We start from the raw sequence: 18,590 nt of genomic DNA, 5'->3' as shown, positions 1-18,590 counted from the left end.
GGGCGCTACTCCCCGTGATGGTGGCCGCAGCAGCACTCATGGCCGTCGTCATGGCCGTGGCCGCCGCAGCACTCGTGGTCCTCGCCGTGGTGGTGGCCGCAACCGCACTCATGGTCGTCGCCGTGCTCGCCGCAACCGCAGCCGTCCTCGTGAGCGCCATGCTCCTCAGGACGATACTGCGACCAGTCCAGACCGGCGGCGATGGCGTCGGCCTCCTCCTTATAGAGGACCGTGATGGCCTGGGTGCCCAGCTTGGCACCACCGATGGCGTCGAGCATATCGTAGAGCGTAAAGGCCACGTCGGCGCCGGGCAGCGCAAGCTCGCGGTCGTCGGCATAGGCGAGCGCCAAGCGCAGGTCCTTAATGAAGTGCTCGACCATAAAGCCGGGCTTGTAGTCGCCGTCGAGCGCCTTGGGAGCCAGGCTCTCCATGGCGCCGGACTTGCCGGTACCGCCCAGGATCATCTGACGGGTCTTCTCCAGGTCAAGGCCGCTCAGCTCGGCAAATGCCATGGCGTCTGCCATGCCGACCATGCAGGCGCCCAGCGACACCTGGTTGGCGAGCTTGGCAGCCTGGCCCTTGCCGGCGCCGTCGAAGCAGCAGATGTTGGCCGCAAAGGTGGCAAGGATGTCGCGGACCGGCGCGATATCGTTCTCGGTGGCGCCCACGATAGCCGTGAGCGTGCCGGCGATAGCACCCGACTCGCCGCCGGTGACGGGGCAGTCAAACGCCATGCGGCCGGAAACCTGGGCGGCCTCGGCAATGTCGCGCGCCAGCTCGGGCGAGCTCGTGGTAAGGTCGATCAGGACCGCGCCGGGCTTAGTGCACGCGAGCAGACCGTCGCCCGCCAGGTAGAGCTCCTCGACCTCGGAGGGATAACCCACCATGGTAAAGATGACGTCGGCGTTCGCCGCGGCCTCGGCCGGCGTATCGGCCCAGACGGCACCGCGCTCAACGAGCGCTGCAGCCTTGGACTTGGTGCGGTTGTTGACCGTGACGGGATAGCCAGCGTCCAGAATGTGGCCGGCGATGGGGGCACCCATAATTCCGGTGCCGATAAATGCGACAGAGAGCTTGTTTGCCATGAAACCTTTCCTTTTAGGTTGGGTGTTATTACCAGGTTGAATACTCGGTGCCAGCGTTTGAGCTGTGAGTCGAGGGCGATTACGGACGCGTTACTTGCCTACTGACCGCGCACGCGGCGGGCGATGCGATCGGAAAGCGACGCCTTGTCGGCGCGGTTCTTACCCCAAAACGCGCAGGCCACCATGCCGGGGCCCACGTGCGAGCCAATGGTGGGACCCACGGAGCTGCGGATGATGGTCACGTCGGCGCAGCCTTCCTCCTTGCGGATGGCGGCCTCGAGCCAGTCGCCGTCCTTTTCGGCATCGGCCGTCATAATGGCGATGGGCATGGTGCGATCGGGCACATAGTTCTCGCGGAACGACTTGAGAATGGACTTGAGCGCCTTCTTGCGACCGCGGTTGACGCCGATCAGCGACAGCGAGCCGGCCAGGTCGTAGGACAGCTCGGGTTTGACGTCGAGCTTTGCCGTGAGCTGTGCCGCCGCGGGCGGAATGCGGCCGCCGGCAGCCAGCGCGTCAAAGCTCTCGAGCGTAAAGTAACCGTGGACATAGGTCTTGGCCTCGTTTGCCCAGTCGACCAGCTGCTTGGCGGTCAGTCCCGCCGAACGCTGACGCACGGCCTCAAGCGCCAAGAGCTCGCCGGTCGCACAGGGCAGAGCGTTGTCGACCACGTACAGCTCAAAGTTGGGATACTCGGCGCGCACGGCGTCCGCCGCCTGGCACGCGGAGTTGTAGCTCGACGACAGCGCCGAGGTAAAGCACAGGTAGACCGTGGGCGTGCCCTCTTTGGCGCACTCGGTAAAGAACTCGATATAGCGACCGAGCGACACAGCCGAGGTGGACACGCGGGCACCGGCGCGCATGCGATCGTAAAACTCCTTGGGTGTGATGCTCGACCAGATGTCATCCGTGCGCTCCTCGCCATCGATAATGAAGGGGAAACCCAAGATATCGACATCGAGGTTCGCGGCGACCTCGGGGCTAAAGTCGCAGCAGGTATCGACGACGATGCGGCAACGGTCCGAATGACCGGCGGATGCGGCCTTGTCCATCAAAGCGACTCCTTACGTAAAAAGGCGGCCACCCGCATGGGATGGCCGCCAACCGTTAACTCATGCAAGTTAACGTATTTTACTCGTCAAGTGTTTCGATACGGGGCTTGATGATGCCATATCCACCATTCTTACGGTGATACACCACATTGATGAGGCCAGTCGTCGCGTTCTCGAACACGTAGAAGTCGTGGCCGAGCAGATCGGTCTGCACCAGCGCCTGCTCCTCAGTCATCGGGGTGACATCGATGACTTTCTCGCGGACGAGCAGGTCGTCCTCCTCCTCGGGCAGCAGCAGGTCGGCCAGATCCTCGACGCGCTCGACCGGCGCGACATCCGCGGCGCTGGCACCGCCCTGGCGGTTGTCCACGACCTTAGTCTTGAACTTACGCAGCTGGCGGGTGACCTTATCGGCGGAGAGGTCGATGGCGGCGTACATATCTGCACCGTGCTCGGCAACGCGAATCACCGAACCGCGGGCACGAACCGTAACCTCGACGATTGCCGGGTTGGGGTTCGAGGGGTTCTTCTCATAGCGAAGTACAACGTCGACCGTCATGGGCTCGATATCGAAAACCTTGAGCGCCTCGCCGATCTTCTCATCCACATGCGCACGCAGAGCATCGGTTACCGTCGTCTTGCGTCCAGAAACCTTGATATCCATACGTGGCTCCAATCTGCCTCGGGGACTTACTGTACTGGCTATGTACCCATTGCCGTGCATTTAATCACGCGGATTCCCAAAGACCCGAATAACGATTGCTTGATACCGCATACCGAAGTCTCGCACTTTTCTGTGGCAAAGTGCGCTATAGGAGGGAGCCGGCGACTTTGTATTTGGTCCCGAAAATTGGCTTTGACCTGCTGGTTTTATAGAGATGAAAAAGCCGGGCTCCCCTATTGGGGAAGCCCGGCAGTGCGTGTTGAAACCGTGAAGAGGCATCTCTCCTAGCGCATAGGAGACGCCACCCCTAGCAATAACTAGCTATTAAGCTTGTTAATGTCGTCGTCGGTGATGGTGTCTTCCTGGCTGGACGATTTGTCTTCGGAGGGTGCGGTCTCATTGTTGGAATCGGAGGATTCGCTGCCGGAGGATGCGGAGCCAGACGACTGAAGGTTGACACCAGATACTGTCTTAGTGGTGAGGTCGTAGGGCATCGTGCCATACCAGACGCAGTGGACTGCCTCGAGCGTACCGTCGACCGTGATGCCGTCGAGGGCATCGCTCACGGCACGGCACAGTTCGTCATTGGACGAGAGGCCCGCAACACCAAGCGTCGAGGGCGCCTCGAGCGCACCGACATAGGAGATCTCGCTCATCAGGCGTGCAAGGTAGCCGCCGGCCGTGGAGTCGCAGATCACATAGTCGACTTCGCCGGACTCGAGCGCCTCAAAGCACTCGTTGATGTTGGAGTAAGTCTTTTGGTTGGCGGTGATGCTCTGCTTAGCAAGCGCCTCCTGCGAGGCCGAGGACATCTGGATACCCAGAGTAGACGTGTTAAGGGTATCGGTGGAAACGCTTAGCGACCCACCATCGCTGGTTTTACCGAACACGGAAGCGGCATCGTACAGGCAGGTGCCGAGCGAGCTAACGTCCCCATCCGTGGAGTTGATCTCGCCGATAAAGATATCAGCCTTTTTGTCGCCGAGCGCGGAACCTGCCGAGGACGCATCGACAAAGGCGACCTTAAGGCCCATGCGGCTTGCGAGGGCGCGGGCAGCGTCGACTGCATACCCCGTGAGCTCGCCGTCAGCGCTCTGCATGGCCTGCGGCGCATCGGAGGTATCGAGGGCAACCGTCAGGGTACCGGGAGTGAGCAGGGCATCATCCGACACCGTGGGCGTGACGGTCTCGTACTCGATCTGGTCGATCGTGGGAGTCGTGAACGCAGACAGCGGGTTGAACGCGCATCCGCTCAGGCCCAAAACGGCGATGACCGCCGCGGTCCCAGCACCTAACCGAGCCGCGTGCATCAAGCTGCCCCTCACCATGTCCACTACCCTGCCTTCTGTGTCGTATACGATCCGTGCGTTGCACGAAATATCAGATTGTTCCCACCAGCTGACCTGGTATTTGACCCCACACTTGCGCACCGGGGTGTTTGCTCGGGAGGCCGCAGCCACCTTCACGACTGGCCCGCTCGCCCGCGAGGCGGTATTGCCCCAAAGAAAGTAGAACGGACGGTGCGGCTTACATCTAGGACGCGCCATGATCGCGCCGCGCGCACGCGGTCGCTTACGTGGATCCCTTTGACCGCGTCTGTCTTGGACTAGGACGGGCATTTCGTCCGTCCGCAACCACAGCCTGGTAGGAACGTAGCGCATTATAGCTAAGTTCAAGCTATAGTTTAAGGTTAGGGGCGTCATTCGCATCGCGAGTACAGATTTCGCAGGTCGGAGTGGGCTATTCGTGCCCCTATGAAGCCCGGAGCTCCCCTACGGGGAGCTCCGGGGCGCCCTTCTTAGGGTGCCCTGGTCAAAATATGGCAAATATGAGTACTGCCACCAATTTAGTAACAGGCAATTTTGGCCTCTCGGACAGATTTTGCGCTCAGTGTCGCCAACCTGATGCTTAGTTATTCTACATTTGTTTATTATTTTCTTACTTTACACCGCCTCCAAGTCCTAAATTCCTTGATTTTGCTGTTACTGATTTAGTGACAGTACTCATATTTGCCATATTTTGGCCAGGGCATATGATTAACCCCCTAATTTCGACGTGAATTAGACCGGCTTAAGCCCAAAACACACCCGCAGCGTGTTAAGCAACGCCTCTTGCTTCTTTCTGCGGGCATCGACGCGATTCCGGTACCGCTTTCGCATACGCTGGTGGATGCGCCATGCGAGCGCTTCCATCGCTTCCATGTCGCAAAGCATTTCGTTGTTGACCGTTGCGACCTCGATTCCCATAGTAATCAAGCCCGTGTTGCGTTTTTCATCATGGATACGTCCCCTCCGAGAGGAATGGCCCAGCTCACCGTTGTATTCCAGGTCAAACCGGGCCGCTTCTTGATACGCATCGCAAACTGCATGAGGCATCCCCGAGATTGCCTGCGCACGGTCATCGAACTCGATCTTGTAGTCGGTCTTAAAAGGTCCGCAGGCAAACCCGCCATAGGAAAACGGAAGCGAAAACAGAGCGAGCATGATGCACTCCATGGGCGAGAGCAGGTTTTCTGACAAGTAGGGACACAGACGCTGCAATTGTTTGGCCGTGCTTCCCTTGCATGTCGTAAGGTAATCTGCCAGGCGATCGGGCGTCAGCACCGGTTCGACTTCAAAGTAGCCCACGTCTGCTGGCTGGTCCTTGTCCTTTGCAAGTTTATTCGTAACAGGCGAGGTGTAGGGAGGCAGATACTTCCCGCGGTCGCTCAGTGAAATCTTAGAGCACAGCTCCTGGGCCAGGGCAAACGCCTGGATGCAGCCGACCTCGCGCGCAACGGCAACACAAAGGGCCTCGGGAGATAGGCTGTACACCCCCGGTTCCACCTCTAGAATCGAGCCGGCGGGCAACCCGGAACACACGGACCAGCCTACGCCAGGCATGCGGCGGCGCTGCGCCGCAGATCCCACCAGCAAGCACAAATCCTCTTGCACCTCGCCGCTTGCGGCTCCAATTCGCACCAAGTCGGGAAGATAGATATCCTCGGTCGAGGGCGACGACGTGCGCAGCACACGGCGCTCTTCATCGGGATTAAGGTCCTTCCAGCTGATATAGCCCATCTGCCGGCGCTCGGCGCGCATCATGCGCAGCGCTGAAGCGCCTGTTAGGATTACGGAAGCCGCTAGCTGTTCGCCTGTCGGCTCGTTGCGCCGCTCAATCTTCACTGCCACAAAACCACCCCTACCAAACACGTGCGATAGCAAGGCCATCGACTGCCGCAGCGCCGGCACGCTTGAGCTCCGCCGAGGCTGCTGCCATGGTCGCGCCCGTGGTGATAACGTCATCGATAAGCAGTAGGCGGCGGCCGCGCACGTCCTCAACCGTCTCGTACATGCCTTGGGCACGCTCGCGACGCTCCTCACGACCGAGTTCGCGCTGGTCGCCATGCCCGTACTTGACGAGGGCATCGAGCAGGGGAACACCCGACAGCTCGCAAAATGGGCGCGCAATGGCCTCCATATGATCGAAACCACGCCGCCGAAACGCTGCCGCCGTCGCAGGCACAAACACCACCGCATCCGCACCGGACAGCACACCTCCTAAGCGATCGGGCGCTACGACCTGGGCATGCAGGGCGGTGTCGTAGAGCAGCTCCGCCAGATACGGAGCCAGACGTCGCTCGCCCGCATCCTTGTACGCTTTAATGATGCGCGGCAGCGGATGCGCATAGACGGCGCACGCCAGGCAGCGATCGAGCGCCTCCGCCATTGCCGAGGACGTGCCCTCGACCGAACATTCAGTGCACAGCAAATCCCCAAACGGGGCGCCGCATCGGGTGCAGCTATGACGTGGGTCGATGAGCGTGAGCGCAGCCAGGCAGTCTTGGCAAATAAGCGCACCGGCGCGCTCGCAGCCGGCACATCGTGTTGGCGACAATGCCTCGAGCGCCTCGCGTGCCACCCGCTCGGCAAACGGTAGCAATTCGTCCGCAAACGGTAGGGCGCCGGCACCCTGCAGACGGCTCAATATGTTCAGATGGCTCTTCAAGACACAACCCTCCCTACGTTCGGTCGCAGGGAGGGTTGTTGATTCAGCGCTATGATACCCCGATGCGCTCGGGGCAAGGCGAGCTAAATCCACTCGCGGGCGTTATTCGCCGGCGGGCGGTTGTGGTGCAGACGAAGACGGGGTCGAGCCCTCGCCACCATCCTGGCGCGGCTTGCGGGAACGGCGACGGCGACGGCGCTTTTGACCCTGGTCGGCCGAGCCCTCGCCACCGCGATCCTCGCGCGGCTCGCGCTCGTCGCGAGCGGCGCCACGCGAAGCCTTGGCAGCAGCTCCCCCGCCATCTCCGGGACGACGGCGCGTGACCTTGACCTCGCCATCCGAGACCTGATCGGCCACGGAGGGCACTGAAGGCTTCTGCTGTGCGCCCGAGGAATGGCGACGGCGCGGACGCGGCGCGCGCTCCTCCTCGCCACGTGACTTGCCGCCCTTGTCGACAGGCGCATCGGAGGCCGAGGGACCCTTGGAAGCGGCACCAGCCTCGCGAGCAGCTGCGGCGCGGAAGGCGTCCTCGCGCTCCTCGCTCGACAGATGACGGCGACGACGGCGCGTGGGATTCATGCCACCGCCGCGATTCTGCTGCTGGGGCTGTTGAACCTCGCGCTCGCGAGCGCCGTTCTTGCCGGCGGCTGCGGCCTCGCCGGCATCGGCAGAGCCCGCACGCTTGCGGCGGCGACGGCCGCCAGCGGCCTCCTCGGCCTCAGGCGTTGCGGCATTGCCACGGCCCTTTCCGCGGCCACGACCCTCGCCCTGCCCCTGACCGGCGCGAGCATCGGAATCGGCATCGCGACGACGGCGCTTGGGCATCGACGTGCCAGCAAGACGGTCGGCGCTCGACAGGCCATCGCCCACGTCGACGCCGTTCTCGCGGTCGAGCTCCATGAGCGCCAGGCGCATCTCGGGCGACTCGATGCGCTCGAGCACATCGCGCGTCACGCAGTCGGGGCGGCAATTGCAGCCCTGCTCGGCAGCCTTCTTCTTGCAGCCCTCCGAGCAGGTCATATCGGCCAGGTTGACCTTAAAGACTTTGCCATTCTCCAGGCGCAGCACCAGCTGCTCGCGCGGCGTGTCATATTCCTGAATACGCGCCTTGCCGAGCGGCGTATCGATGAGCGTCTTCTTTTTGGGCGCACGGCTCTTAAAGTCCTTGTACGCTTCGAACTCATAGCGCAGGCAGCACATCAGGCGGCCGCACACGCCGCTGATCTTGGAGGAATTGAGCGGCAGGTCCTGCTCTTTTGCCATGCGGATCGAGACGGGCTCAAACTGTCCGCCAAAGCGCGTGCAACAGAGCTCCTGGCCGCACTGGGCATAGCCGCCCACCAGGCGAGTCTCGTCGCGCACGCCGATCTGGCGCATGTCGACGCGAATGTGCAGCGTTGAGGACAGATCCTTGACGAGCTGGCGAAAATCGACGCGCTCCTCGGCCGCAAAGTAGAACACGGCCTTCTCGCCGCCAAACAGGTACTCGACGCCGACCGGCTTCATCTCGAGGTCGAGTTCTTTGACCAGACGGCGGAAATCGACCATGGCCTCGTCGCCCTGGATGGCAAGATCGTCGGCAAGCTGCAGGTCAATGTCGCTCGCCACGCGCAGCACGGGCTTGAGCGGCTGACCGATCTCGTCTTGCGGCACCTCGAAGGGATCGGCCGTAACCAAGCCGATCTCGGTTCCGCGCTCGGTGGAGCAAATGGCATAATCGGCCTCGAGGATATCCAGGTCCTGCGGGTCAAACCACAGGTCGCGCGAGGCGTAGGTAAACTTAACGGGTACGACTAACGGCATTTCAGTGCCTTCCTGATATCGAACAGCATGACCTCGATGGCCAGCTGGGGAGTAACGTTTCTGGCGATGTTGCGCTCGGCGGTCGCAACCGCCTCGAGCGCCTGGGTGGCACCCGCAACATTGGTCGCGGCGGCAAGCCGACCGATCGTGTCGCGCACGTCCTCGTTCACCACGTCGGTTGCCTCGTCCTGAAGTGTCAGCAGCACGTCGCGCATGAGCGTCCGCGCGCTCGCCAGCGCTTCCATGATACCCGAACGCTCGCGCGCGTTGAGTTCGCGCTTGTTGCGGTCCTCAAGCTGCTTCAATGCTCCACGCGACAGGTAGTCGGCATTTTGCTCGAGTACCTTTTCCTGCGTGGACTTGACCTCGGCGAGCGGCGCCTTGACGGCGACGATGAGCGACTTGGCGCGACTGAGCACGTCGGCCTCGTCGGCGGCAATGAGTGAGTCGATGGCACGGACCATCTGACGGCGGGCGTCCTGGCGCTCGGCGCTCTTAAGAAACTCGATGCCGCGTGTGGGGCTTCCCGCCACGGCGACCGCCATGCGGCAACGCGCGGGGTCCTGGCCGGTGGCGCGGCTCACGGCCTGCGCGGCGACGGCGGGCGACACCAGCCGAAACGGCACGCACTGGCAGCGGCTCACGATGGTGGGCAGCATCACGTCTGCCGAGGTGCCCAGCAAGATGAACATAACGCCCTCGGGCGGCTCCTCGAGTGTCTTGAGCAGTGCGTTGGCGGTGTTGGCGCGCAGTTGCTCGGCACGGTCGATGATGTAGACCTTGGCCTTGGCGCGAATGGGTGCCAGCGGCACGTCATCGAGCAGCTCGCGGGTCTGGGCAATAAGATAGCCCGTGGCGCTCTCGGGCGTGTAATAGTGCACGTCGGGATGCGTATGCCGAGAGACGCGCACGCAACTGTCGCATGCGCCGCAGCCGTCCTGCTCGCACAGGAAGGCTTGGGCGAGCGCCCACGCGGCATCGAGCTTGCCCGCGCCGGGCGCGCCCAAAAACAGGTAGGCGTGCGATGCACGGCCGCTGGCGACGGCATTGGTCAAAAAGTCGCGCACGCGCTCTTGGGTGTCGAGCTTGGCCAGCAGGCTTGCCTGAGCGGGGGCCATGTTACTCGGCCTCCTTGGCAAGCGCGGCGGCGACAGCATCCTGGGGGATATCGAGACCGTACGCGCGAACCTGCTCGACCGTCTTCTCGAAAACTACCTCGACGGTCGTAGTGGCGTCGATGAGCTTTACGCGGTTTGGCTCCTCGGCAGCAATGGCGCAAAACCCCTCGTAGACACGCTCCTGGAATGCCATGCCCTTAGCCTCCATGCGATCTGCCGCGCCACGGGCTGCCATGCGTAGCGCCGCCTGCTCGGGCGTGATGTGGTAGACGAGTGTGAGCGCCGGGTGCGTTCCCGCGACGGCCAGGTTGTTGGCGTCGCGCACCATCTGGCGATCGAGGCCGTCGGCAAACGCCTGGTAGCAGGTCGTGGAATCGTAGAAGCGATCGCACAGGACCACCTTGCCGGCAGCGAGGGCGGGGGCTATGACCTCGTGCACCAGCTGGGCACGCGCGGCCTCGTAGAGCAACAGCTCGCAGGTATCGCCCATCGCCATATTGGCGGGGTCGAGCAGCAGGGCGCGGATCTTTTCGCTGATGGCGGTGCCGCCCGGTTCGCGCAGGCTCACAACCTGGTGGCCAGCGAGCTCGAGCGCGCGAGCAAGCAGGCGCGCCTGCGTGGACTTGCCGGCACCGTCGACGCCCTCGAGCGTGATAAAGCTATGTTGAGCGGGCTCAAAAGCCATGGACGCAGCCCCTTCCTACAAGGCGCGTAAATGCGGATATATCAACCAAGCCATGATACCCCAGGGACAGGCGCGCCCCAACGATTAGCCGACAGTTAGGGACGTTCCTAAACTGCCGGCAGATAAGGAACGTCCCTAACTGCCGGCTTCTTGGGGCAGTGGGTATAATCGTCGTATTGCATTGAAATGTGGCGAAAGGAGTGGCAATGTCTCGGTATTGCGCCTCGTGCGGCAAGCTTCTTGAAGATAATGCCAAGTTCTGCACCTCGTGCGGTGCACCCGTTGAGCAAACAGCCGCGAGCGATAGCCAGCCCGCTTTTGAGCAGACCGGCTCCCTTGATACGCCGCAAGCCAAGGCGGACGACCCCCTCGCCTATAGCCCCGACCCCGCCGCAAGGACCGAGGCCGTCGAGACCACGCAGCGCATACCCGTCGCGAGCGGCTCGCCCCAACAGCAGCCGGCTCCCGCATACGCGCCCGCTTCGCCACAGACCCCCGCTCCCAAAAAGAGCGGCACCGGGCCGCTTATCGCCGTTATCGTTGTGCTGGTGGCGATCATCATCGCCCTGGTCATCTTCTTTGCGATCAGACCGTTCGACAACGCCGCCACGCAGACGACTGCCGAGGTAGCTAAGCTGCACCATGACGTCGACGACGATGACCTAAAGCCTCTCGGCAATCCCAACAGCCTGTACGACGATGATGACGATGACGACGAGGATGGCGGCGAAGCAACGCTCTCCGAGCAGAACCTCTACCGTCGCCTGAGCGAATACTACGACCTGCTCGAAGATCTCGACAGCCAGGTCCGTGGCTGCGCGCAGAACTTCAACGGCAACTATCTGGAAGAGGATCGAACCACCCGTCAAAATCTCGCCGACGTCGCCGAGCGCACGGAGGACACCATCGAGCAGTATTACGACATCGTCGAGGACCTGGACGTCCCGACGAGCTCCAAGAACTACAGCTCCTGGAAGGATATCATCGCCCTGTACGACGACCTGGATCACCGCATTGACGCAATCTGTGATGCCTGGGAGATCAGCCTGAAATACGCCAAGCCTGCGGACCACAAGAATGAGATCGTGGCGCCGCTGTCGCGCGACAACGTGGCGGGCACCAATGACAATAAGTACCGCCTAGACTTTGAGGAGCGCTATCCCGGCGCTAAGCCTGTCGAGGTGAACTAGTCGCATGCGACGTTCTTAAACGACTAGTCATTAAAGAACGTCCCCAATGACTACCTGAGGCGGCAGTTGGGGACGTTCCTAAACTGCCGGCAGAAAAGGACAGTCCTTGCCAACCCGGACGGCAAACCGGCCAATCGGCAAGGGCTGTCCCCGATCGCTAGTCGTTTAAGAACATCCACGACGACCGGGTGGCAAGGAGTCTCCCCAAGCACCGGCTGGAAAGGAACGTCCCCAGGTGACGGGTCGTGGATAGGCGTGGATTTGGCGCTGATGCGGTCTCAGTCATAGAAAAATCCTCTCCGCCCACAGATAAGCAGACAGAGAGGATGGCACCCGCTGAAATGGATTCGAAATCGAGCGGACTGACCGCCTACTCTTGTTTGGTTCGTTCAATAACCTTTTTGAGAGCCTTTATCAACTTGCAAACGAGATAGATCACCGCAGCGACGATCCCGATCTCAACCAGAACTATTGCCAGGAGGGAAACCTCTCCGCCAATGTTGATCTTGCCCAACACGCCCATATTGAATCACGCTAGATATGTATGCAGCCGAGAGCCATTTATTTCAGCTCCAAGAGTATAAGTCGCAGACGCCATACCGCCTACTCCGGTAAAAAGAAAGCTCCACTTTGTTCGTTTGGAAGAAAAACTCTTACTGAAATTCGATAAGGCACCGCCAACGGAAGATGCTTTATGGCCCCACCACGATGTAATGTTGTAGTTCTTGATTGATATCCAGTACTCAGCATCGAGCACTCCAGTATAGAAGTAAACCTTCCAATTCCCATCAGTAGCGTTGTAGTAGCCGTCCCAAATCGGGGCAACATCAGCTTGCTCTTTCTCTATCCCAAAAACACCTGTAGAGCCATCTGACAGCTCGATAGTACGTTCTTGTTTCGGCCCATCATTCAAATCGAAGCATGCGTCGGCGGGCGTCAAATACTCAGAAGCATTTGCGGAGGGCAATAAAATAAATCCGGTGGCGAAAAATAGGACAACCATTGCTAACAACAACTTGGGCATTTTTTTCATCATGTCCTCCTGTCACGTGTCATATGTAACGACAGCCGCGGCAATTTAATTATCGCCTGGTTCTGACAATTTATTTTCCGGCACAGCAACTAATCCGCAAAAGGCGCCATTTTGTCCGTTAGCGGTTTCTTTTTTATCAACAGACGACCAGGTTCCGACAACTATGTATCGGGGGCGCTCTTAAACGGCTGGTCGTTGGGCGCACTCTTTCGCCGCCCGGCAGAAAAGGAACGTCCCTAACTGCCGGATAAAAAACGAGCGAGGATCTTGAGGTCCTCGCTCGTTTTTGTTCTAGGTGATGTTTCGACCGTGCGGCTACTTGTCGGCAGCGGTCTTTTTGGCAGTCGACTTCTTCGCAGTTGACTTCTTCGCGGTCGTCTTCTTGGCGGCAGTGGCTTTCTTAGCCGTCGTCTTCTTGGCCGCCGTCGTCTTCTTTGCCGTGCTCGCCTTGGTTGTGGTCTTGCGACCGCGGGCGGGCTTCTTCTCCTTGGTCGGGCAGTCCATGTTGACGCAGATACGCCACGGACCGCGCGCCGTGTTGACCACCACGATGGGGGCGCCGCACTCGGGGCAGGTCTCGCCCGTCGCCTCGAGCTTGCCGCGCGCCGGCAGCGGATAGCTCACGCCGCAGTCATCGTAGTTGGTGCAGCGGATAAAGCGCTTGCCGCTCTTCTCGCTCTTGTGCGCGATCAGGTCGCCGTGACGTCCGGCCTCGGCACACACCTTGCACTCGCCCACCTTAAGATCGGGCTCGTAGTTGGTGGGGCACGTGGGGTTCACGCAGATCTCGAAGGCCTTCTGGCGGAATGGCTGGCACTTGATGCGCGGCGCGCCGCACTCGGGGCACACGGCGGCCTCGCCCTCGAGCGGGCTCACCTTGACGCCACTCGGCACCGGATAGGTCACGTCGCAGTCGGGCCAACCCATGCAGCCGATAAAGCTGCCGCGGGTCTTGGCGCTCGTCTTCATAACCAGGTCCTTGCCGCACTTGGGGCAGGCGCCCACGCGCGCATCGGCCGTGACGGCGTCGCTGATGGCGTCGCCCAGCTCCTGCGTATGCTTGAGCAGCTCGTCGAGCACGCCGGCCAGCAGCGCGCGCGAGTGCGTCACGACATGCTCTTCGGTGTCCTCGCCGCGCTCCACGCGGGTCATGTCGCCGTCGAGCTCGCTGGTCATATCGGGGCTCGTGATGCGCGGGGCAAACTGCGACAGCGCGTCGATGATGGCGATGCCCAGCTGGCTCGGCTCAACGGGATCATTTTTGAGATAGCGCACGGCATACAGGCGCTCGATGATACTCGCGCGCGTGGACTTGGTGCCCAGGCCGCGCTTTTCCATCTCCTGCACGAGCTTGCCCTGGCTGTAGCGCGCGGGCGGCTCGGTCTGCTTGGCCTCGAGCTTAATGTCGAACACGTCGACCGTGTCGCCCTGCTCAAGCGGCGGCATCTGCTCGTCGCGCTTGAGACCGTACGGATATGCCTCGCGGAAGCCCGGGGTCACGAGCACGTCGCCCGAAGCCACGAACGGCTCGCCGTTGACGTCGAGCTCGAGCTTGGTGTTCTCGATGGTCGCGGGCCCCATGAGCGTTGCCAGGAAGCGACGGGCGATGAGGTCATAGAGTTTGCGCTGGCCGCCGTCGAGCGTGGACGGATCGCCCTCGCCCGTGGGGTAGATAGGCGGGTGGTCGGTGGTCTCGACCTTGCCGCGCGTGGGCTTCATGGGGCCGGCGAGCACCTTTTTGCACACGGGCGCCAGCGCCGGGTTGATCTTTGCCAGGTCGCTCACCACGGCGCCCAGATCGAGCGTCGCAGGGTACACGGTATTGTCGACACGCGGGTAGCTGATGAGACCGGCCATGTAGAGGGACTCGGCGATTCGCATCGTACGCGCAGGCGAGATGCCCTCGGCCGCAGCGGCAGCCTGCAGCGAGGTCGTCGCAAACGGCGTGGGAGGCTGCTGCTTACGCGAGCGCTTGGTCACCGCGGCAACGGTCGCCGTCTTGGCACCGTCGACGTGACCATACGCCGTCTCGGCAGCGTCCTTGTCGGTAAAGCGCGCTGTCTTGTGCGCGATCTTAAAGCGGTCGTCCTCGGCGGCACCCTGCGCGGCACCCATACCGCGAATCTGCCAATAGTCCTCGGGCACAAACGCCATACGCTCGCGCTCGCGCTCGACCACCAGGGCAAGCGTCGGCGTCTGCACACGACCGGCGGAACGCACGTTGCCAAAGCCGCCAAACTTGGCGAGCGTCAGATAGCGCGTGAGCACCGCGCCCCAGATAAGGTCGATGTGCTGACGGCTCTCGCCGGCGTCGGCCAGGTTCTGGTCGAGCGAGACGAGATTATCGAAGGCGTGCGTGATCTCGGCCTTGGTAAACGAAGAATACTGGGCACGGGCGACCGGCAAGTCCGGCGCAACCTCGCGCACTTTGTTGAGGGCGTCCGAGCCAATCAGCTCGCCCTCGCGATCGAAGTCCGTGGCGATGATGACGCTGTCGGACTTTTTGGCGAGGTTCTTAAGCGAGCGGATGAGCTCTTTCTCGGCCGGAAGCTTAATGACGGGCGCCCAGGTGAGATAGGGCAGGCTCTCGAGCTTCCAGCCCTTGATGGAAATGCCATCGGCAAGGAACGGCTTGCGCTTGGTGTCGTACGGCGGGCGGGCCAGGCCATCGGGCATATCGGCCGGCAGCATTTCGCCGTCCTCCGTGACCGAATACCAGCCCAACTTTTTATCGAACAGCACACTGTCGCAAAAATCGGGTGCCAGGATGTGACCGGCAAGGCCGATCGTCACGCACTCCTCGCCCTTCCACTCAAAACGGTAGATAGCGGTGTTGTACACCTTGTCCTTTTTGGGCTTGCCCGTGGACAGACGCTCGGCGATCTGACGCGCGGCGTCGTTTTTCTCAGCGATGATGAGCTTCAAAAGAGGCTCCTATCTCGTGTGTCTGCGGCTGCGCCCGCCCTCTTGGCGGCCGACTTACGCCCTTGCTTGCTCAATCTGCCCGATGAGCCAATCGCACCAGGCATCCATGCCCTCGCCCTTGCGCGCGCTCACGGCAAACCGCGGCGCTTGCGGATTGAGGTCATCGAGGGTCTTAGTATACCTATCCATGTCAAAATCGAAAGCCGGGGCCACGTCGACCTTGTTGAGCAGCTGCGCGCCGGCGTGTTGGAAGATGCCCGGGTACTTGATGGGCTTGTCGTCGCCCTCGGGCACCGAGAGAATCATGATGGACAGGTTCTCGCCCAGGTCAAAGTCGACCGGGCAGACCAGGTTGCCCACGTTTTCGATAAAGATGACGTCGATGTTCTCCAGACCGACGGCCTGGTCGAAGGCATCGACGGCCTCCATGATCATGTTGCCCTCGAGGTGGCACAGGCCGCCCGTGTTGATCTGAATGGCGGGCATGCCGGCTTCCTTCATGGTGATGGCGTCGACGTCCGAGGCGATATCGCCCTCGATGACAGCACAGCGCAGGCCGGCTTTGTCACGCAGGCGCTCGTTGGTGCCCAGAATCGTGGTGGTCTTGCCCGAGCCGGGGCTCGACAGCACATTGATCACGTAGGTGTTTGTCTCATTAAATCGCTGACGCAGCTGATCTGCCAGGCGCTCGTTGCGCGACAGAATCGGCGATGCAATATCAATCGTTTTCTCGGCCATACTTAGCGCTCCTTACTTTGGCCCCTTTATACCCCATCACCAGATGGCTAGCGGGCTAATCGTCGGGGGTTTCGATTTCGATACTTGCGATATCGAGCTCGCGGCCGTGCAGTAGGCGCACGTTGGCACCACCACACTGAGGACAGCGACAGTGGAAGCGATCGTGGTCGAAAACCTCGCCGCAGTCTAGACACTCGCTTTGTGGATGGACTTCCTCCACGGCAAGCTCGCAGCCGCGCGTGAGCGGGTCCTCGTCGCGAAACGTCTCCCACGCAAAGTCGAGCGCCTCGCGCACAACTTCGGTCATATCCCCGATACGCAGCGTTACCAAAACGGCGCGCGAGGCCCCCGCCCCACGCGCCGCGCGAATCACTGTATCGAGTATGCCGTTGACAATGCCAACCTCGTGCATACCGATTTACTCCTCGTCGTCCTCGTCGTCCGAGAACAGGTCCAGACGGCTCACGAACAGGCCCTCCTTGCCCTCGCGCGCGGTAATGACCACGCGAGCGATGGCGAGCGAAATCTCGTAGAGCGAGAGCAGGGCGCCATACATGAGACCCAGCGTAACGGGCGAGCCGTCGGGCGTAATCACAGCCGAACCCACGAGCAGGCCTACGTACACGTAGCGCCAGGCGCTGCGGAAGGCCGCATAGGACACGATGTGGAAAACGGACAGGTAGAAGATGATGAGCGGCAGCTCAAACGCCACACCAAAGCCGATCATAAAGAGCAGCTCCATGTTGACGTAGTTCTCCAGATCGGGCAACGCCGTAGCGACAGCCGAGGTCTCGCCGATGAGCCACTCAAAGCCCGCCGGGATGATGATGAAGTAGCAGAAGATGGCACCCAGGAAGAACAGCACCGTCGAGGCGAGCACCGTGGGCACAACCCACTTGCGCTCGTTGGGGCGCAGTGCCGGCAGGAAAAATGCCAGAATCTGCCAGATGATCATGGGCGTGCACATGACCACGGCCATCTTGATGGCAAGCGAGAAGCGCAGGCCAAAGCCGCCGAGCGTGGTGGTGATGTAAAACTTACCGTCCGGCACAAAGGAGCGGATGGGGTCCTCAAGAATATCGAGCACCACGGGCGTGGCAAAGTACAGCACGATGGCGGCGGCAAACACCGAAACGACCACGATGGTCAGGCGGCGACGGAGCTCTCCCAGGTGATCGAAGAGCGGCATGCGCGCAGGTCCGATCGGCATTACTCATCGCCTCCCTTCGGGGCGTCGGCGGCAGCAGCCTCGGCATCGTCCTCGACCTCGAGCTCGCGAGCGAGCTGGTCGACGACGGCCTTGCGCTTGCGGGGACGACGGGCGTAGAGGTCAGCCGTCGTGGGCTCTGCCGGCTCGGGCTCGGGCTCTGCAGCAGGCTCGGGCTCGACGGCAGCAGCAGGCTCTGTACTCTCGGCCTCATCAACAGCGCCTTCGCCCTCAGCAGCACCCTCGCTTGCGGCCTTCTCGGCAGCAAGACGGGCGCGACGCTCGGCAAAGGTCTCCTTCTTGGCGGGCGCTGCCGTCTCGGCGGCATCCTCGTCCACATCGGAATCGTCGTCGGTCGCAGCAGTCTTCTTGGGCTTGACCGGGGCCGACGCGGCCTCGCTCACCGGATCGATAATCTCGGACTGAACAACGGCCGTCATCTTTTCCTGCGTCTCGCGGAACTGACGGATGGCACGGCCGATCGTACGGCCCATCTGCGGGAGCTTATCCGGGCCAAACAGCAAAAAGCCGAAGACCACGATGATTGCCAGCTCACCTTCTCCAATACCAAACACACATACCTCCAAGGCTCGATGTGATTCGAGCCCGCACCGCGCCATTCGGCCGGAACTCGTCTATTCATTCGGTCAAGTATAGCGCCCGGACGCCAAAACGTCCGAGCGCATCACAAACATATGCCAAACGGCACGCCCTTTTGGGGCAGGGCTTATGCCGCCGTGATTGAGATCTCCTGGTCGACGCCCAGCAGCTGAACCACGCGCATCACCGGGGGCTGCACGTTGACGCAGCCAAAACGCTTGCCGTGATCGACTGCGTGATGAGCAGCGCCCACGAGCACGCCAATGCCCGTCGAGTCGATATAGCTCACCTGGGCAAAGTCGAGCTCGACGGCCTCGGTGGGCTGCTCGAGCGCCAAGTCGATAGCGTTACGCAGGCTGTCGGCATTAGAGATATCGATTTCACCGGTCACCTTGATGGTGTAGAGCTCCGGCGTAGGGTTAGTGGAAATACCCAAATCCATGTATGTGCTCCTTTGCGTATCGAGAGTGCAAAAAGTACTGGGCGCGGACTTGCGGGGCCCT

General features: G+C 61.4%; 17 protein-coding genes. 1 reads left to right on the top strand and 16 read right to left on the bottom strand.

Annotated features, from left to right (window positions below):
* Positions 1–5 precede the first annotated feature (5 nt).
* From DXD16_RS01615 to tmk, 9 genes are all read right to left on the bottom strand, one after another.
* A complete protein-coding gene (locus DXD16_RS01615; RefSeq protein WP_117654917.1) occupies positions 6–1,085 on the bottom strand; it encodes an NAD(P)-dependent oxidoreductase in 1,080 nt (359 codons plus the stop codon).
* Positions 1,086–1,183: 98 nt separating this feature from the next.
* A complete protein-coding gene (locus DXD16_RS01610) occupies positions 1,184–2,137 on the bottom strand; it encodes a DegV family protein (protein ID WP_089572413.1) in 954 nt (317 codons plus the stop codon).
* A 79-nt stretch (positions 2,138–2,216) separates the two neighbouring features.
* Positions 2,217–2,801, bottom strand: coding sequence for a ribosome hibernation-promoting factor, HPF/YfiA family (gene hpf, locus DXD16_RS01605; RefSeq protein ID WP_035137685.1), 585 nt, complete (start codon positions 2,799–2,801; stop codon positions 2,217–2,219).
* 317 nt (positions 2,802–3,118) lie between these two features.
* Entirely contained in the window at positions 3,119–4,111 is a 993-nt protein-coding gene (locus DXD16_RS01600) for an ABC transporter substrate-binding protein (RefSeq protein WP_199408045.1), read from the bottom strand.
* A gap of 750 nt (positions 4,112–4,861) precedes the next feature.
* Positions 4,862–6,031: a hypothetical protein gene (locus DXD16_RS01595; protein ID WP_147326438.1), complete on the bottom strand. Its 1,170-nt coding sequence runs from the start codon at positions 6,029–6,031 to the stop codon at positions 4,862–4,864.
* Entirely contained in the window at positions 5,982–6,788 is an 807-nt protein-coding gene (locus DXD16_RS01590; protein WP_233502571.1) for a double zinc ribbon domain-containing protein, read from the bottom strand. The genes DXD16_RS01595 and DXD16_RS01590 overlap by 50 nt, the downstream gene beginning before the upstream one ends.
* 102 nt (positions 6,789–6,890) lie before the next feature.
* Positions 6,891–8,591: a regulatory iron-sulfur-containing complex subunit RicT gene (locus DXD16_RS01585; protein WP_117654914.1), complete on the bottom strand. Its 1,701-nt coding sequence runs from the start codon at positions 8,589–8,591 to the stop codon at positions 6,891–6,893.
* Positions 8,582–9,709, bottom strand: coding sequence for an ATP-binding protein (locus tag DXD16_RS01580; RefSeq protein WP_117654913.1), 1,128 nt, complete (start codon positions 9,707–9,709; stop codon positions 8,582–8,584). Before DXD16_RS01580 ends, DXD16_RS01585 begins: the two co-directional genes overlap by 10 nt.
* A 1-nt stretch (position 9,710) precedes the next feature.
* Complete coding sequence (gene tmk / locus DXD16_RS01575; protein WP_117629904.1) at positions 9,711–10,394, bottom strand: dTMP kinase; 684 nt, start codon at positions 10,392–10,394, stop codon at positions 9,711–9,713.
* A gap of 206 nt (positions 10,395–10,600) precedes the next feature.
* Between tmk and DXD16_RS01570 the strand changes: the two genes are divergently transcribed.
* Entirely contained in the window at positions 10,601–11,584 is a 984-nt protein-coding gene (locus DXD16_RS01570; RefSeq protein WP_117565016.1) for a zinc-ribbon domain-containing protein, read from the top strand.
* A gap of 529 nt (positions 11,585–12,113) precedes the next feature.
* On the opposite strand, the gene DXD16_RS01565 is transcribed toward DXD16_RS01570, so the two are convergent.
* From DXD16_RS01565 to DXD16_RS01535, 7 genes are all read right to left on the bottom strand, one after another.
* Complete coding sequence (locus tag DXD16_RS01565; RefSeq protein WP_147349855.1) at positions 12,114–12,620, bottom strand: DUF5626 family protein; 507 nt, start codon at positions 12,618–12,620, stop codon at positions 12,114–12,116.
* Positions 12,621–12,932: 312 nt separating this feature from the next.
* Positions 12,933–15,542, bottom strand: coding sequence for a DNA topoisomerase I (locus DXD16_RS01560; RefSeq protein ID WP_117654911.1), 2,610 nt, complete (start codon positions 15,540–15,542; stop codon positions 12,933–12,935).
* A 54-nt stretch (positions 15,543–15,596) separates the two neighbouring features.
* The gene (gene hypB, locus DXD16_RS01555) at positions 15,597–16,280 is read right to left on the bottom strand and encodes a hydrogenase nickel incorporation protein HypB (protein ID WP_006235936.1); all 684 of its coding nucleotides are present in this window, start codon (positions 16,278–16,280) and stop codon (positions 15,597–15,599) included.
* 55 nt (positions 16,281–16,335) lie between these two features.
* Positions 16,336–16,692 (bottom strand): hydrogenase maturation nickel metallochaperone HypA, encoded by a 357-nt coding sequence (gene hypA, locus DXD16_RS01550; protein WP_022093859.1) that lies wholly within the window; start codon positions 16,690–16,692, stop codon positions 16,336–16,338.
* A 6-nt stretch (positions 16,693–16,698) separates the two neighbouring features.
* The gene (gene tatC / locus DXD16_RS01545) at positions 16,699–17,490 is read right to left on the bottom strand and encodes a twin-arginine translocase subunit TatC (protein WP_055285525.1); all 792 of its coding nucleotides are present in this window, start codon (positions 17,488–17,490) and stop codon (positions 16,699–16,701) included.
* On the bottom strand, positions 17,490–18,062 hold the full coding sequence (locus DXD16_RS01540) for a twin-arginine translocase TatA/TatE family subunit (protein ID WP_158551490.1): 573 nt from the start codon (positions 18,060–18,062) through the stop codon (positions 17,490–17,492). The genes tatC and DXD16_RS01540 overlap by 1 nt, the downstream gene beginning before the upstream one ends.
* 152 nt (positions 18,063–18,214) lie before the next feature.
* On the bottom strand, positions 18,215–18,529 hold the full coding sequence (locus DXD16_RS01535) for an STAS domain-containing protein (protein WP_117654909.1): 315 nt from the start codon (positions 18,527–18,529) through the stop codon (positions 18,215–18,217).
* Positions 18,530–18,590 lie beyond the last annotated feature (61 nt).

This window comes from Collinsella sp. TF11-5AC, assembly GCF_003436775.1.
Classification (GTDB): Bacteria; Actinomycetota; Coriobacteriia; order Coriobacteriales; family Coriobacteriaceae; genus Collinsella.
Note: the sequence above shows the minus strand (reverse complement) of the source record. Positions and strands in the feature narration are given on the sequence as shown.